The sequence below is a fragment of the Cupriavidus sp. F041 genome (genome assembly GCF_057814235.1).
Genome location: NZ_JBVASY010000002.1, coordinates 4510470 through 4525030, shown reverse-complemented (window position 1 = coordinate 4525030; position 14561 = coordinate 4510470). Strand labels below are relative to the sequence as shown.

The following is a 14561-nucleotide window of genomic DNA, read 5'->3' as shown; positions in this document are numbered from 1 at the left end:
TGCGTGGACGTTGCATGCACATGACATCAAACATGGCATCAACGATGGCGCAGCCAAATCGGGTTTTGCACGGGTCTTGCGTCCCGCGTGCCGGTGCCTTGCGTGGCAGGGTACCGACCCACCTCTTTAGCCGCATTTATATTGGCTGCCGGTTTCCCCCGAATCAGTGACCTCAGGAGTTACCATGCCGCCGCGCGCCCGCAAGCCAGTCATCAAATCGGCGCGACCCGCTTATTATAGAGCAAACCAACGCGGCGGCGGCGCGCCACCGCAACCGACCCAGAACCGAGCCCGAACCGAGCCCAGCCTTGACGAAATCACCCAGCATCCTGGTCATCGAAGACGAATCCGCGATCGCGGACACCATCCTCTATGCGCTCGCGACAGACGGCATGGCGGTGGAGCATTGCGCGCTCGGCGGCGCGGCGCTGGAACGCCTGCGCGCGCAGGCGCCGGACCTGGTGATCCTGGACGTGGGCCTGCCCGACATCAACGGCTTCGAAGTCTGCCGCACCTTGCGCACCTTCTCCGATGTGCCGGTGATCTTCCTCACCGCGCGCAACGAGGAAATCGACCGCATCGTCGGGCTGGAGATCGGCGCCGACGATTACGTCGTGAAGCCGTTCTCGCCGCGCGAACTGGCGGCGCGGGTGCGGGTGATCCTGCGGCGCACCGGCATGCGCGCCGCGCAGGCAACCCCCTCGCAGGAAGCCGCTCCGCCCGATGGCTTCACGCTCGACGCCGACGGCGCGCGCCTGGCCTGGCGCGGCCAGTGGCTCGACCTCACACGCTACGAATACCGGCTGCTCGCCTTGCTGCTGCAGCATCCCGGGCGCATCTATTCGCGCGCGCAGCTGATGGACCTGGTCTGGCATGACGCGGTCGACACCATCGACCGCACCGTCGACACCCATATCAAGACCGTGCGCGCCAAGCTGCGCGCGCTCGACGCGGAGTGCGACCCGATCCGGACCCATCGCGGCATGGGCTATTCGCTCGCACGCTGAACGGCGCCTTCCCTCCCCCTCTCACCTACGGCCACGCATGCATATCGGGCTTCGCATCTTCTTCGGCTTCTTCCTGATCGTCGGGCTGGCGGCTTTCCTCACGCTGCGGGTGTTCGTGCAGGAGGTCAAGCCGGGCGTGCGGCAAGCCATGGAGGACACGCTGGTCGATACCGCGCATGTCCTGGCGGTGCTGGCCGCCGACGACATGAAGAACGGCCGCATCGCCGACGGCGCCTTCGCCCGCCGGCTGGCACGGCTGCGCGAGGACAAAGTCGATGCCAGTGTGTGGGGCATGCACAAGGATGCGGTGGGCTACCGCATCTACATCACCGACGAACGCGGCATCGTGCGCTTCGATTCCGGCGAGGCGGCCGTGGGCGCCGACTACTCGCGCTGGAACGATGTCTACCGCACGCTGCGGGGCGAGTACGGCGCGCGCAGCACGCGCGCCAATCCGGACGACGACGCCAGCACGGTGATGCACGTGGCCGCGCCGATCCGCGACGGCGACAAGACCATCGGCGTGCTGACCGTGGCGAAGCCCAACGTGACCATGGCGCCTTTCATCGAGCGCAGCCAGCGCAAGATCCTGCTCAACGGCCTGTTCCTGATGGGCGGCGCGTTCGTGATCGGCCTGGGCTGCACGCTGTGGCTGGTGCACGGCCTGCGCCGCCTGCAGCGCTACGCGCGCGCGGTGGCCGCCGGCGAGCGCGCCGAGATGCCGCTGCGCGGCGCCAGCGAGCTGGCCGAGCTGGGGCGCTCGGTGGAAAGCATGCGCCTGCGGCTGGAGAACAAGCAATACGTCGAGCACTACATTCACACGCTCACGCATGAAATGAAAAGCCCGCTGGCGGCCATCAGCGGCGCGGCCGAACTGCTGCAGGAGGACATGCCCGCCGCCGACCGCGGCCGCTTCGTCGCCAACATCCGGCGCCAGGCGCAGCGGCTGGAGGAAATGATCCGCAAGCTGCTGGCGCTGGCGGCGCTGGAGCAGCGGCAGAGCCTGGAGACGCACGAGCCGGTTGCGCTGCTGGCGCTGATCGAGCAGTTGCTGCACGAACTGGAGCCGCGCGCGCGCCAGCGCGGGCTGGCCCTGCGCCTGCTGCCGCCGGCCCACCCCGCGCCGGCGGTGAAAGGCGACCGGTTCCTGCTGCACCAGGCGCTGGCCAACCTGCTGGAAAACGCGCTCGATTTCGCCCCGCCGGCGAGCGTGGTGGAAATCGCCGTGGAGCGCCGCGACGGCCCGCCCAATACGATTGCCGTGCGCGTCACCGATCACGGCCCGGGCATTCCCGACTATGCATTGCCGCGCCTGTTCGAGCGCTTCTATTCGCTGCCGCGCCCTGGCGGCCAGGACAAGAGCACCGGGCTGGGCCTGTGCTTCGTGCGCGAGATCGCCACGCTGCATCGCGGCGAGATCGTGCTGGCCAACCGCGCGGAAGGCGGGGCCTGCGCCACGCTGACCTTGCCCGCCGCGTAGCGGCTTCACACTCACCACACAATCGCTTCACGCAGGCTTCCTTGGCGGCTCACACGGGAGTCCTAAGCTCGCGGCATCGTCACTCCCGCGCGCCTGCCGCCATGAACCGAATCCTGTTTTTCAAATCCGCCATCACCGCGCTGCTGATCCTGCTGATCCTGATCCCGCTGCATCTCGTCGGCAACGCGGTACAAGACCGCAAGCATTACCGCGAAGAGGCAGTACGCAGTGTCTGGCAAAGCTACGCCGGCCCGCAGACCCTGACCGGCCCGGTACTGGTGCTGCCGTACAAGGAAATCCTGCGCGTGGCGGACAACAGCGACCCCAAGCGGCCCAATGCCACCATGCTGCAGGCCGAGGTCGGGCAAGTACTGGTGTTCCCCACCACGCTGCGGGTCAAGGGCGAGGTGACGCCGAGCGAGCGCTATCGCGGCATCCACAAGGTACTGGTGTATGAGATGCAGAGCCGCTGGCAGGGCACCATCGCGCTGCCCGACCCGGGCGAGCTGCCGCGCTCGGTCGGCCATGTGGGCTTCGAGGTGGGGCAGCCCTACATCGCGATCGGCATCAGCGACACGCGCGGCCTGATGGCGGCGCCCACGTTCGAACTCGACGGCAAGGCGCTGAAACTGGAGCAAGGCGTGCGGCTGAAGAGCCTGACGCAAGGCCTGCATGCGGAGATCAACCTGCCGTCGGCCAAATCCGCGAAACCCGGCCTGGACGGCAGATCCGCGCAGGCGCAGCGCGTGGTGCCGTTCTCGCTGACCTTGCCGCTGCTGGGCGCGCAGTCGCTGGCCTTTACGCCGGTGGCCGACCAGAACGACATCTCGATCGACTCCGCCTGGCCGCATCCGAGTTTCGATGGCGATTTCCTGCCGCGCACCCGCAGCGTGAATGCGCAAGGCTTCCACAGCAACTGGAGCGTGACCTCCTACAACACCAAGGTCCGCAACCAGCTCGCCGGTCCGGGCGACGGCACGCTCGAATCGGTTTCCGTGACGCTGATCGATCCGGTCAACATCTACCTGCAGGCCGAACGCGCGGTGAAGTACGGCGCCATGTTCGTGCTGCTGACCTTCGCCGGCTTCTTTATGTTCGAGCTGGTCAAGCGCCTGCGCATCCATCCCATCCAGTACCTGCTGGTGGGCCTGGCGCTGGCGGTGTTCTTCCTGCTGCTGCTGAGCCTGTCCGAACATATCGCCTTCGCGCTGGCCTACCTGGCGGCCAGCGCCGCGTGCATCGGGCTGCTGGGCTTCTACCTCTCGTTCGTGCTGCAGAGCTGGCAGCGCGGGCTGGCCTTCGCCACGCTGCTGACCGTGCTGTACGGCGCGCTCTATGGCCTGCTGCTGTCGGAGGACAACGCGCTGATGTTGGGCTCGCTGCTGCTGTTCGTGATCCTCGCCGCCATCATGGTGATGACCCGGCGCATCGACTGGTACGCGGCGGGCGCCGCCTGGCAGCCGCAGCGCGACAAGCCCGCCGCGGCCGGGGCCGCCGAAACCGCCGTGCAAGCCTGAGCGGAGGAGAACGCCATGCCCACCTACCTCCATTGCGCCCCGCCGCTCGCCCTGGCCGGCGTCGCGGCCAGCGTGCTGCCCGACGTCGACATGCTCAACGTCTGGTATGCCGGGGTGCGCTACAACAGCGTGCTGGGCCATCGGGGCCTGACGCACTCGATCGGCTTCGCGCTGGCGCTCGGCCTCGTGGCGGCGCTGGCGGCAAGGCGCTGCGGCTGGCGGCGCGGCATCGCCTTCCTGTTCGTGGCCTTGAGCACCGTGTCGCACCCCCTGCTGGACCTGCTGACCGACCGCGGCATCGGCACGGCGCTGTTCTATCCGTTGGCGGACCAGCGCGTGACGCTGCCGTGGCGGCCGCTGCCGCTGACCGGCGCCGGGCTGTTCGGCGCGACGCGCTTCTGGCTGGAATGCCTGTGGATCGGCTTGCCGCTGATGACGCTGGCGGCGTCCGGTGTTGCGCTGCGCCAGTGGATCGAGCGTGACAAGCCGACCCGGCATCGTGCGCTCGCGCGCGCCTATGCGGATTGAGGCCAACATGATCACCGCTACGAAACGCATGCCCGATCCGTTCCGGCTGCACAGCGGCCGGACCGCCGCATCCAACCGGCTCGACCGCCTGCTCACCGCGCCCCGCCCCGGCCTGGCGCTGGCCGGCGCGCGCCGCGGACTTTGCGAGTTTCTCGCTTTCGGCGTCAAGGAGGCGCGCTCGTGCCTGTTCGCGGGACTGTTCTTCCTGGCAGTCTTCGCCGTGCCGCGCGGCGGCTGGATGGGCCTCCCGCGCTACGACCTGCTGCTGGCGGCAGCAGTCGTGATCCAGGCGGCGATGGTGTGGGCACGGCTGGAGACGATAGACGAACTCAGGGCCATCAGCCTGTTCCACGTGGTGGGTTTTGCGCTGGAGGTTTTCAAGACATCGGGCGGCATCCAGTCGTGGAGCTATCCTGACTTCGCCTACACCAAGGTGCTGGGCGTGCCGCTGTTTTCAGGCTTCATGTACGCGGCGGTGGGCAGCTACATCATCCAGGCCTGGCGCATCCTGGACGTGCGCGTGCGGCACCATCCGCCGCACTGGATGGCCGGCCTGATGGCGGCGCTGGTGTACGCGAACTTCTTCACGCACCACTATATCGGCGACTACCGCTGGTACCTGGCCTGCGGCATTGCCGGGCTGTATGCGCGCAGCACGGTGCGCTTTCGCCCGCTGGACCGGGAGCGCGAGATGCCGCTGCTGCTGGCGTTCGTACTGATCGGCCTGTTCGTCTGGATCGCGGAAAACATCAGCACGTTCTTCGCGGTGTGGCGCTACCCCAACCAGCTGGGCGCGTGGTCGGCGGTGCATGTGGGCAAATGGAGTTCGTGGTCGCTGCTGATCGTGATGACGTTCACCATCGTGGCCAACCTGAAGCACATCAAGGCCAGCATTCACGTTCCGGCTGCCTGAAGGAGAGGCGGCCCCGGGGCAGGGCCGCCCGCGGCGCTTAGCCCAGCAGCACGCGCAGTTGCGCGTCCGCATTCTCGCTCGGGAGCTTGCGGAAGCCGCTCTTGGCGTAGCGATGCCAGTGGCCCTGTACGGTCGCCATGATCAGCGCCGCGCGCACCGGCACGTCGGCGTCGGGCGGAAACGCGCCCTGGGTGATGGCAACCTTGAGGCACTGCCGCAGCGAGGCCTCGATGCGGTCCACCAACTGGTTGATGCGCTCCTGCAGGCGATCGTGCTCGCCCACCAGCGCTTCGCCGGTCAGCACCCGGGTCATGCCGGGATTCTTCTCGGCGAAGGACAGCAGCATGCGCACCACGGCATGCGCCTGGCGCAGCCCATGTTCTTCCTGGGTGGTGATCTGGTTGATCAGGCCGAAGACGGTCTGCTCGATGAAGCCGATCAGCCCCTCGAACATCTGCGCCTTGCTGGCGAAATGGCGGTACAGCGCCGCCTCGGAAACACTGAGCTTGGCGGCCAGCGCCGCGGTGGTGACTTTTTCCCCGCGAGGCACTTCCAGCATTCCGGCCAGCGTCTGCAGGATCTGCACCCGCCGCTCGCCCGGACGCGGGCGTTTGCGTGCCGGCGCCCCGTCCGCGCCTGCGCCCTGCCCGGCCGCGGCCGGAGCCGCACCCGATGGGCGCCCGTTACTGTGCATCATGACCCTATTCTCCGAATTCGTCGTTGGAGTTGATGCATGGATTGTACTTTTACGTTCACATAACCGGGGCGATTTACGATGCGCGCCCGCACGCGCGGCGCCGATGCCGGCAGCGCTTGCGGCGCCGTCTTGCCTTGCGGCCGCGACGGCGGGTCCTGCGTCTCGGCCGCCACCAGCGTCACCGAATGCTCTTGCGCGGCGTGCCCGGCATGCTGCCGGTCCTCGGCGTCCAGCGTGCTGCGCAGCACGGCGTCGCCGCTGACGCCGCCCGCCGCCGCGCTGGCCGGCATCGGCACATCGTGCGGGCGCGATGGCGCCAGCGTGCGCAGGTAGCCCGTCACCCAGGCAGTGCGTATGCCCGTGCCGGCATAACGCTTGAGGTGGGACAGCGTGTCCTCGACCAGGACCGCCCGGTGCGGCGCCACGCCTTGCTGGGCCAGCAGCCGGCGCAACATGCGGCGGTCCGGCTTGGGCCGCAGGTGTCCATGCACCCACATATCCTCAATCGCGACCACGCGCTCGAAACAATGCTGGATACCGGCTACCTGCATGACGGCGCGCGCATATTGCGCCGGTGCGTTGGTCACCAGGATCTTGCGCCCCGGCAAGCGGCGCAGGTGGCCGGCCAGGCCCCGCCGCACGCGCACCATTTCCGCCAGTTCGGGGAAATCATGCGCGGCGCGCAGGAAGTCGGCCGGATCCACGCCGTGGTGGCGGATCATGCCGAGCAGGGTCGCGCCATAGCGCTGCCAGTACTTCACCCGTACCTCGCTGGCGGTGGCCTCGTCGCTGCCCAGCACGCGCGCGACATACGCCGTCATCAACTGGTTGATGGCGGGAAAGATCGCGTGCGACGCGTCGTGCAGCGTGTTGTCGAGGTCGAACAGCCAGACCGTGCGGCCGGAATTGTCGCCCGCGGGGCGGCGTCGGCGCGCACCGCGCAGGCTGCGGCGCAAGGGCGGGGAAGTAGATGGCACGCGGGAAGGAAAGAGGGGGTGAGGCGGCAGCGCGCGGCGCGCGCTGCCGGGAGATGCGTTCTAGTGAGAACGGATCATGGTACCGAACGCTTGTTCGGTCAGGATTTCGAGCAACAGCGAGTGTTCGATGCGGCCATCGATGATGTGCACCGAATTGACGCCGCTCTTGGCCGCGTCCAGCGCCGACGAGATCTTCGGCAGCATGCCGCCGGAGATGGTGCCGTCGGCGAACAGTTCCTCGATCTCGCGCGCCGAGAGGTCGGTCAGCAGGTTGCCGGCCTTGTCCATCACGCCCGGGATGTTGGTCATCATCACCAGCTTCTCGGCCTTGAGGATCTCGGCCATCTTGCCGGCCACCACATCGGCGTTGATGTTGTAGGCCTGGCCGTCGTCGGAGAAACCGATCGGCGAGATCACCGGGATGAAGGCATCGTCCTGCAGCGCCTTGACCACGGCCGGGTTGATCGCTTCGATGTCGCCCACGTAGCCGATGTCGATGAAGGCGCCTGGATTCTCGCGGTCCGGCATCTTCAGGCGCTTGGCGCGGATCAGGCCGCCGTCCTTGCCGGTCAGGCCCACGGCCTGGCCGCCGTACTGGTTGATCAGCATGACGATGTCCTGCTGCACTTCACCGCCCAGCACCCATTCAACCACTTCCATGGTCTCTTCATCGGTGACGCGCATGCCCTGGATGAAGGTGCCGACCTTGCCGACTTTCTTCAGGGCTTCATCGATCTGCGGGCCACCACCGTGGACCACCACCGGATTCATGCCGACCAGCTTGAGCAGGATCACGTCGCGCGCGAAGCCGTGCTTGAGCTTTTCCTCGGTCATCGCGTTGCCGCCGTACTTGACGACGATGGTCTTGCCGTGAAACTTGCGGATATAGGGCAGCGCCTCGGCGAGGATTTCGGCCTTGAGGGCTGGGGCAATTGCGGCCACCGCGGTAGCGGCAGGCCCAGGGGTGTCGGCGTTCATGGCAAGGGACATCCGTGAGATTCAACAGGTATCATGGCAATTCTGACCGGCGGTGGGCAACGGGTTCCAGGCATTCCAGGCCCCGCATTGGCCACATCCGGCCGCGGCAGGCGCCGATTTTACAAGAAACCGCGCCGCACGCGTGCAGACGCTGGTGCGGCGGTGGCTCAAAACCGGTGCATGCGTACTGCGGCGCACCATGGCGTCCTATCCACGCAACAGTCGGCTGACAGTTTTCCACCACCGGACAGCGGCAAGAAAAATGAGCCTGGACCCCGACGATCTTAACGCCCTGCGTCCCCATCTGCTGCGCTTCGCGCGGCTGCAACTGCGTGACCAGGCGCTGGCCGAGGATACCGTCTCCGACACCCTGATAGCCGCGCTGGAGCACCCGGAGCGCTTCAGCGGCCAGTCCGCGCTGAAGACCTACCTGATCGGCATCCTCAAGCACAAGATCATCGATACGCTGCGCAGCGGCCGGCGCGAAGTGCGCCTGGCGCTCGGCGGCGACGAGGACGGCGAAGCCCAGTCGGATATCGACGCGTTCGACGCCCTGTTCGCCAAGAACGGCCATTACCATACGCCGCCTTCCGACTGGGGCAACCCCGACCGGACGCTGGAGCGGCGCGAGTTCTTCGAGATCCTGCAGCTTTGCGTGGACAAGCTGCCAGCCAAGATCGGCCGGATTTTCATGATGCGGGAATGGCTGGAACTGGAAACCGAAGAAATCTGTCAGGAACTGGAGATCACGACGACCAATGCATGGGTCATGCTGTACCGCGCCCGCATGCGCCTGCGCGAGTGCCTGGAACTGAACTGGTTCGGGCAAAAGGCATGACCGCCTGTCCGACCAAAGGAAGCCATGTCTGATACGCCACCACGAGACTCCCTGCTGCCGAACTGCCGCGAGATCCACCGCCTGACCATGGAAGGCATGGACCGCCCGCTCAGTTGGATCGAACGCGTGCGCATGCGCGGCCACTTGGCCATTTGCGACGCCTGCACCAATTTTTCGGCCCAGATGCGGCTGATGCGCGCCGCCATGAGCCGGCTCGGCCTGGACGACGAGCCGCCCAAGGACAAACCGTGAGCGATCCGGCCACGGTGCTGACGGGGCAACTGCGCCCGGTCGAGCATTGCAGCGCCTGCGGCGCCGGCTTCGTCTGCGGCTACGCCGCCGGCCTGCCGGAATGCTGGTGCGCCAGCCAGCCGCTCTTGCCCGCCCGGCGCATCGTGCCGGGCCAGCACTGCCTGTGCCCGGCGTGCCTGGGCCGCCGCCGCGAGGATGCCGGCGGCCCGGCCTGATTAGCTGGCTGCTGGCGCCGGGCTGGCCGCGCCGGTCCCGGCGAACTGCATCACCACCACGCCCAGCACCACCAGCAAGGCGCCGGCCAGGCGCCCCGGCGTCACCGCGCGAACCGCGAAGCCGGCCAGACCGAACTGGTCGAGCAGCAAGGCCCCCGCCATTTGGCCCGCCACCACCGCCGCGATAAAGCCGCCGGCGCCCAGGCGCTGGGCCAGCACCAGCGCCGCCGAGATATAGAACACGCCCGCCACGCCGCCTGCCCACATCCAGGCTGGCCCGCGCGCCGCAAGCGCCAGCGCCGGCATGGGCGCCTTGAGCAGCAACAGCAGCGGCAGCACCACCATCAGGCTGACCAGCAGCGAGGCCACGGCCGCCCACAGCGGGTGGCCCAGGCTACGCCCGAGCATGGCATTGGCGCCCGCCTGGAAGGGGATCACCGCCCCGGATGCAATAGCCACCAGTACGGGAATGAGGCCGGTCAGTGCCGGCGAAAAGTTACTGATTCCTGGCATCTGGGCATCTCCATGCGGACAAATTTGATGCCCTCAGTGTGAAATATTGCGCCGCGAATTTCCAATTCTCGTTTCATAGCGTTAATATGCGCCGCATGAATGATCTACGCGGTATCGACCTGAACCTGCTGGTGGTGCTGGAAGCACTGCTGGCCGAACGACATATTTCGCGCGCGGCGCTGCGGCTGCACCTGAGCCAGCCCGCCGTCAGCCATGCGCTAGGCCGCCTGCGCCAGTTGCTGGACGACCCGCTGCTGGTGCGCGGCCAGGGTGGCCTGGTGCCCAGCGCGCGCGCCCACGAACTGGCGGGGCCGCTGGCCGAGGCGCTGGCGCAGGTGCGCATCCTGCTGGGGCCGTCCGGCTTCCAGCCCGCCACGGCGCGCCGCAGCTTCCGCCTGGCCATGTCCGACTACGGCGCCATGGCACTGCTGCCCGGCCTGCTGCGCGCGGTGCGCAAGATCGCGCCGGGGATCGACCTGGTGGTCAGCCAGGCCAGCCGCGAGGCCATGACGGCCAAGGTGGCCGACGCAGAGATCGACCTGGCGCTGGGCGTGTTCACGCAGACGCCGGAAGGCGTGCGCAGCACCGAACTGTTCGAAGAAACCTATGCCTGCATGGTGGACGCGGCCACGGTGCGCGGCCTGGGCAAGCTGGATCAGGTCGCCTACCTGGCCCGCTCGCATGTGCTGGTGGCAGCCCACAGCGAGCGCGTGGATGCCATCGATGCCGCCGTGGCCAAGGTCGGCGGGCGGCGCAAGATTGCCTGCGTGTTGCCCCACTGGAGCGTGGCACCGGCGTTGATTGCCGGCACCAACCTGGTCCTGACCACGGCGCGCCGCAGCCTGGCCGCGTTCGAGGAGGACCCGCGCTTCGCGGTGTTCGATCCGCCCTTCCCTTTGCCGGGCTTTGTCTTCAGCCTGATCTGGCACGACCGCACCGACGCCGATCCCGGCCATAGCTGGTTGCGCGAGCGCGTCATGGCGGTGGCCGCAGGGGACGAACCCGACGACGCGATCAGCCTGCGCAGCTAGGCAGCAGCCGGGCTGCCGGGCTGCCCGTAGCGCTTCAGTGCTTGTGGTCGCCGTGCGAGCCGGCGGCAGGCGCCGCGGCAGCAAGGTCGCGCACTTCGGCGTCGACCTTCTGCTCGATCACCTTGCCGCCTTGTTCGATCTTGAGCGTAAGCGGCACGGTATCGCCCTTCTTCAGCGGCGCCTTGAGGCCCATCAGCATCACGTGATAGCCGCCCGGCTTGAGTTCGACATCCTGCATGCGCGGCAGGTCGAGCGCGCCGATGGCGCGCATGCGCATCACGTTGCCATCCATCTTCATCTCATGGACCTCGGCCGTGGCGGCCGCCGGCGTGCTCACGCCGACCAGCTTGGCGGGCTCGTGGGCATGCAGGGTCATGAAGACGCCGGTGGCGGTCTGCGCCGGCACGGTGCCGCGCGCCCAGGCGTTGCTGACGTCGACCTGGGCGAAAGCGGCGTTCGAGCACAGCGCGGCGAGCAGGGCGGCGGGCACCGCGGCGAGGAATCTGGCTTGCATCGGGATCATCTCCACTGAACATCACAAAGGAATCATTAGACCATGTCGTCCATGGCGGTGCGAGCCAGGCGGCACGCCCCGCAGCTAACCGGCCAGTCTGGCAGCGCGTGCGCCGCCGACCAATGCGGCACGGTGTCGCACAGGGCGGGCCCGGCCCTTGTCGTTGTTAAACTCGCGGCATGGATACCACCGCAGCCGTGCCGCCAGACACGGCCACCTCCCACCCCGGCCCTGGTCCCGGTCCCGCTACAAGCCACACCGCGGGCTTTGCCCCGGTGCGCCACAACCTCATGAGCCTGCGCCGCCTGTTCTGGCTGCGCTGGGCGCTGATGGGCGGGCAGTCGGTGCTGCTGGTGTCTTGCGAGTCGGTGGCCGGCGTGATCCTGCCATATAGCCCGCTGCTGGCGATCCTCTCCCTGCAGGCGGTGTTCAACCTGCTGACCGGCCTGCGCCTGCGCATGCACGCCGGCCGTGGCACCATGCCCAGCGACGCCGAGCTGATGGGCCAGCTGATGGTCGACCTGACGGCGCTGTCGGCCAACCTGTTCTTCACCGGCGGCGCGACCAATCCCTTTGTGTCGTTCTACCTGCCGGGCCTGGCGATCGCGGCCGCCATCCTGCCGTGGCGCAACGTGATCGCGCTCGCGGTCTACGCGATGGCCTGCTACAGCCTGATGCTGATCGAGTATGTGCCGCTGAACCTGCGCAACCCGGACAATGCCGTCAACTACCACCTGGCGGGCATGTGGCTCAACTTCGTCGCCAGCGCGACCATGATCGCGGTGTTCGTGGCGCGGCTGTCCGGCGTGCTGCGCCAGCGCGATGCCGAGCTCAACCTGGCGCGCGAGCAGTTGCTGCGCGATGCGCGCGTCGAAGCGCTGAACGACCAGGCCGCCGCGGTCGCCCACGAGATCGGCACGCCGCTGGCCACGCTGGCGGTCATCGCCGGCGAGTTGCGCGCCGATGCCGCGGACCCGCGCCTGCGCGGCACGCAGGTGTCCGCCTACCTGCCTGACCTGCAGACCATGGAACAGCAGCTGGAGCTGTGCAAGTCGATCCTGGCGCGCCTGCGCGACGACCACGAGACCGCGGCGCCGCAGCGCATCGATGCGTGGCTGGACGGCTACGTCGAGCGCTGGCAGTTGCGCCACCCGCATGCCCGCCTCGAAGCCAATGCCATCGGCGAGGCAGCCGCGCTGCCGGTCGAGGCCGCGCGCGTCGGGCAGATCCTGACCATCCTCCTGGACAACGCCGCGCGCAGCCAGCTGGCCGCGGGGCACGAGCAGATTCCGCTGCGCCTGGCGATCTCGCTGGAGAACCACGGCGCGCTGCCGACGCTGACGTTCCGCGTGACCGACCGCGGCCTCGGCATCCCGCCGTCGCAACGCGCCCGGCTCGGCGAAGCCCCTGTGGCCAGCATGCACGGCGGCCAGGGCATCGGCGTGTACCTGGCGCAAAGTGCCGCCCAGCAAATGGGTGGACGGCTGGCCTGGCACGACCACCACGAGGGCGGCACCGTGGCCGAACTGCGCCTGCCCGCCCCCTCTCCGGCATCCTTCCCGGATGCCGCTCCGTTTGCCTCACCCCTGACAACGAATCCGCGATGACCGACGCCCTCAATAATCCCGCCGCCGACGGCGCCAGCGACGGCGCGCCCTTCCTGGTCGTCGACGACGATGCCGTCTTCGCCGGCGCGCTGGCGCGCGCGCTGACGCGCCGCGGTTATGCAGTGCAGATCGCGCACAACCGCCAGCAGGCGCTGGCACTCGCCGCGCAAACGCCGTTTGCCTATATCACCCTGGACCTGCACCTGAGCGCGCCGCCGGAAGCCGGCAGCACCGCGCCGGCGGAGTCCGGCCTGCAACTGGTCGCCCCGCTGCGGGCCGCCTTGCCCGATGCGCGCATCCTGGTGCTGACCGGCTATGCCAGCATCGCCACCGCAGTGGCGGCGGTCAAGCATGGGGCTGACGAGTACCTGGCCAAGCCGGCCAATGTGGATTCGATCCTGACGGCGCTGATGGCCGGGGTATCGGAAGACGCGGCCGAAGCCGCCATGGAGGAGCCGGTGCCGCTATCGGTGGCACGGCTGGAGTGGGAGCATATCCAGCGGGTGCTGGCCGAGCACGACGGCAATATCTCCGCCACCGCGCGCGCGCTCAACATGCACCGGCGCACGCTGCAACGCAAACTGGGCAAGCGGCCGGTGTCGCGCTAACGTCCGCTAGCGTCCGCTGCCGCCAATCGCACGGCGGCGTCTTGCGCAGCAGCTCGCCGCTGCCCGCGCTCAGAGGCGCAACTGCACGTAGTCCCAGTCCAGATCGTCCTCTCGACCGGAGGCTTGCTCGGCCACGCGCAGGGCGTCGCTGGCATGGCGATCGGCACGCGAGCCCAGGTCGCCGGCCTGCACCGCCAGTTCCACCGCGGCTTGCGGGACGGCGCGGGTGGCAGGCTTGAGCGCCACGGACGCGCCCGACTGGCGCAACGCGGGCGCCGCCTCCGGGCGCGCGCACAGGAACACGGTTGCAGCGGCGAGGCCGCACAGCACCCCGAACGAAGACAGTAGCTCGCGTTTCATTTCGGTTCTCCTGCCTGGTTGGTTTGTGAGTAGGTGAATGCGGGCCGGTGAGCGGCGGTGGCGGCGAATTCGCGAATCCGCTTGGGAGCGATCGGGATTCCGTGACTCGCAGAACCGGCGCCGCGCCGCTGAAAACCCGCCGGACATGCATCGCGACGGGTGGTAACCGGCCGGCTGCGATCATTGGACCGAGCCGGCCGCCACTTTGGCATTGCATCGCTGTGCGCACCAGTGCGCTTACGAATGCTTACCTGCTTTACTTTTGTCTTTTTATCTTTACTTTTTCAAGCTTTACCAGCTTGTGTCACGCTCCCACGCCTTCAGCTCATCTTCCACGCGCTCCTTGGTATAGCCGTAGCGCTCCTGAATCCGGCCGGCAAGCTGATCCCGCTTGCCCTGGATCTGAGTAAGGTCGTCGTCGGTGAGCTGGCCCCACTTCTCCTTCACCTTACCCTTGGCCTGATCCCACTTTCCTGCGATCTGGTCCCAATTCATGGTCGACTCCTGGTTCGTGTTTGCCGCGATC

At 67.9% G+C, this 14561-nt stretch carries 18 protein-coding genes; 11 read left to right on the top strand and 7 right to left on the bottom strand.

Going from position 1 to position 14561, the window contains the following annotated elements:
* The first annotated feature begins 308 nt into the window (after positions 1-308).
* The 5 genes from creB (at position 309) to ACZY0R_RS38155 (ending at position 5445) form a co-directional block, all read left to right on the top strand.
* Positions 309-1007 (top strand): two-component system response regulator CreB, encoded by a 699-nt coding sequence (gene creB, locus ACZY0R_RS38175; protein ID WP_488865857.1) that lies wholly within the window; start codon positions 309-311, stop codon positions 1005-1007.
* 37 nt (positions 1008-1044) lie between these two features.
* Entirely contained in the window at positions 1045-2487 is a 1443-nt protein-coding gene (gene creC / locus ACZY0R_RS38170; protein WP_488865855.1) for a two-component system sensor histidine kinase CreC, read from the top strand.
* Between the two features lie 101 nt (positions 2488-2588).
* On the top strand, positions 2589-4004 hold the full coding sequence (gene creD, locus ACZY0R_RS38165) for a cell envelope integrity protein CreD (protein ID WP_488865853.1): 1416 nt from the start codon (positions 2589-2591) through the stop codon (positions 4002-4004).
* 15 nt (positions 4005-4019) lie between these two features.
* Positions 4020-4532 carry a metal-dependent hydrolase gene (locus ACZY0R_RS38160; RefSeq protein ID WP_488865851.1) on the top strand — a complete coding sequence of 171 codons (513 nt, stop codon included), beginning with the start codon at positions 4020-4022 and terminating at the stop codon, positions 4530-4532.
* A 7-nt stretch (positions 4533-4539) separates the two neighbouring features.
* On the top strand, positions 4540-5445 hold the full coding sequence (locus ACZY0R_RS38155) for a DUF817 domain-containing protein (protein ID WP_488865849.1): 906 nt from the start codon (positions 4540-4542) through the stop codon (positions 5443-5445).
* Between the two features lie 37 nt (positions 5446-5482).
* On the opposite strand, the gene slmA is transcribed toward ACZY0R_RS38155, so the two are convergent.
* The 3 genes from slmA to argB are packed head-to-tail and all read right to left on the bottom strand — an operon-like array spanning position 5483 to position 8097.
* Positions 5483-6142: a nucleoid occlusion factor SlmA gene (slmA, locus tag ACZY0R_RS38150; RefSeq protein ID WP_035874342.1), complete on the bottom strand. Its 660-nt coding sequence runs from the start codon at positions 6140-6142 to the stop codon at positions 5483-5485.
* Entirely contained in the window at positions 6139-7119 is a 981-nt protein-coding gene (locus tag ACZY0R_RS38145; protein ID WP_035874344.1) for a pyrimidine 5'-nucleotidase, read from the bottom strand. Before ACZY0R_RS38145 ends, slmA begins: the two co-directional genes overlap by 4 nt.
* 60 nt (positions 7120-7179) lie before the next feature.
* Entirely contained in the window at positions 7180-8097 is a 918-nt protein-coding gene (gene argB / locus ACZY0R_RS38140) for an acetylglutamate kinase (RefSeq protein ID WP_035809958.1), read from the bottom strand.
* 262 nt (positions 8098-8359) lie between these two features.
* Between argB and ACZY0R_RS38135 the strand changes: the two genes are divergently transcribed.
* The 3 genes from ACZY0R_RS38135 to ACZY0R_RS38125 are packed head-to-tail and all read left to right on the top strand — an operon-like array spanning position 8360 to position 9402.
* Positions 8360-8935, top strand: coding sequence for a sigma-70 family RNA polymerase sigma factor (locus tag ACZY0R_RS38135; protein ID WP_488865846.1), 576 nt, complete (start codon positions 8360-8362; stop codon positions 8933-8935).
* A gap of 24 nt (positions 8936-8959) precedes the next feature.
* Positions 8960-9187, top strand: a complete 228-nt coding sequence (locus ACZY0R_RS38130; RefSeq protein WP_045236203.1) for a zf-HC2 domain-containing protein — start codon at positions 8960-8962, stop codon at positions 9185-9187.
* Entirely contained in the window at positions 9184-9402 is a 219-nt protein-coding gene (locus tag ACZY0R_RS38125) for a cysteine-rich CWC family protein (RefSeq protein WP_488865844.1), read from the top strand. Before ACZY0R_RS38130 ends, ACZY0R_RS38125 begins: the two co-directional genes overlap by 4 nt.
* Here the strand turns inward: ACZY0R_RS38125 and ACZY0R_RS38120 are convergent, their stop codons facing one another.
* On the bottom strand, positions 9403-9915 hold the full coding sequence (locus ACZY0R_RS38120; protein WP_488865842.1) for a DMT family transporter: 513 nt from the start codon (positions 9913-9915) through the stop codon (positions 9403-9405).
* 95 nt (positions 9916-10010) lie between these two features.
* Between ACZY0R_RS38120 and ACZY0R_RS38115 the strand changes: the two genes are divergently transcribed.
* On the top strand, positions 10011-10946 hold the full coding sequence (locus tag ACZY0R_RS38115; protein ID WP_488865840.1) for a LysR family transcriptional regulator: 936 nt from the start codon (positions 10011-10013) through the stop codon (positions 10944-10946).
* A 34-nt stretch (positions 10947-10980) separates the two neighbouring features.
* On the opposite strand, the gene ACZY0R_RS38110 is transcribed toward ACZY0R_RS38115, so the two are convergent.
* A complete protein-coding gene (locus ACZY0R_RS38110; RefSeq protein ID WP_045236206.1) occupies positions 10981-11460 on the bottom strand; it encodes a copper chaperone PCu(A)C in 480 nt (159 codons plus the stop codon).
* Between the two features lie 290 nt (positions 11461-11750).
* Between ACZY0R_RS38110 and ACZY0R_RS38105 the strand changes: the two genes are divergently transcribed.
* Both ACZY0R_RS38105 and ACZY0R_RS38100 read left to right on the top strand, forming a co-directional pair.
* Positions 11751-13067 (top strand): ATP-binding protein, encoded by a 1317-nt coding sequence (locus tag ACZY0R_RS38105; protein ID WP_488866412.1) that lies wholly within the window; start codon positions 11751-11753, stop codon positions 13065-13067.
* Positions 13064-13675, top strand: a complete 612-nt coding sequence (locus ACZY0R_RS38100; protein WP_035874369.1) for a response regulator transcription factor — start codon at positions 13064-13066, stop codon at positions 13673-13675. The genes ACZY0R_RS38105 and ACZY0R_RS38100 overlap by 4 nt, the downstream gene beginning before the upstream one ends.
* Before the next feature lie 69 nt (positions 13676-13744).
* Here the strand turns inward: ACZY0R_RS38100 and ACZY0R_RS38095 are convergent, their stop codons facing one another.
* Both ACZY0R_RS38095 and ACZY0R_RS38090 read right to left on the bottom strand, forming a co-directional pair.
* Positions 13745-14035 (bottom strand): hypothetical protein, encoded by a 291-nt coding sequence (locus ACZY0R_RS38095; RefSeq protein ID WP_488865838.1) that lies wholly within the window; start codon positions 14033-14035, stop codon positions 13745-13747.
* Between the two features lie 291 nt (positions 14036-14326).
* Positions 14327-14530 carry a CsbD family protein gene (locus tag ACZY0R_RS38090; RefSeq protein ID WP_488865836.1) on the bottom strand — a complete coding sequence of 68 codons (204 nt, stop codon included), beginning with the start codon at positions 14528-14530 and terminating at the stop codon, positions 14327-14329.
* Between the last annotated feature and the right edge of the window lie 31 nt (positions 14531-14561).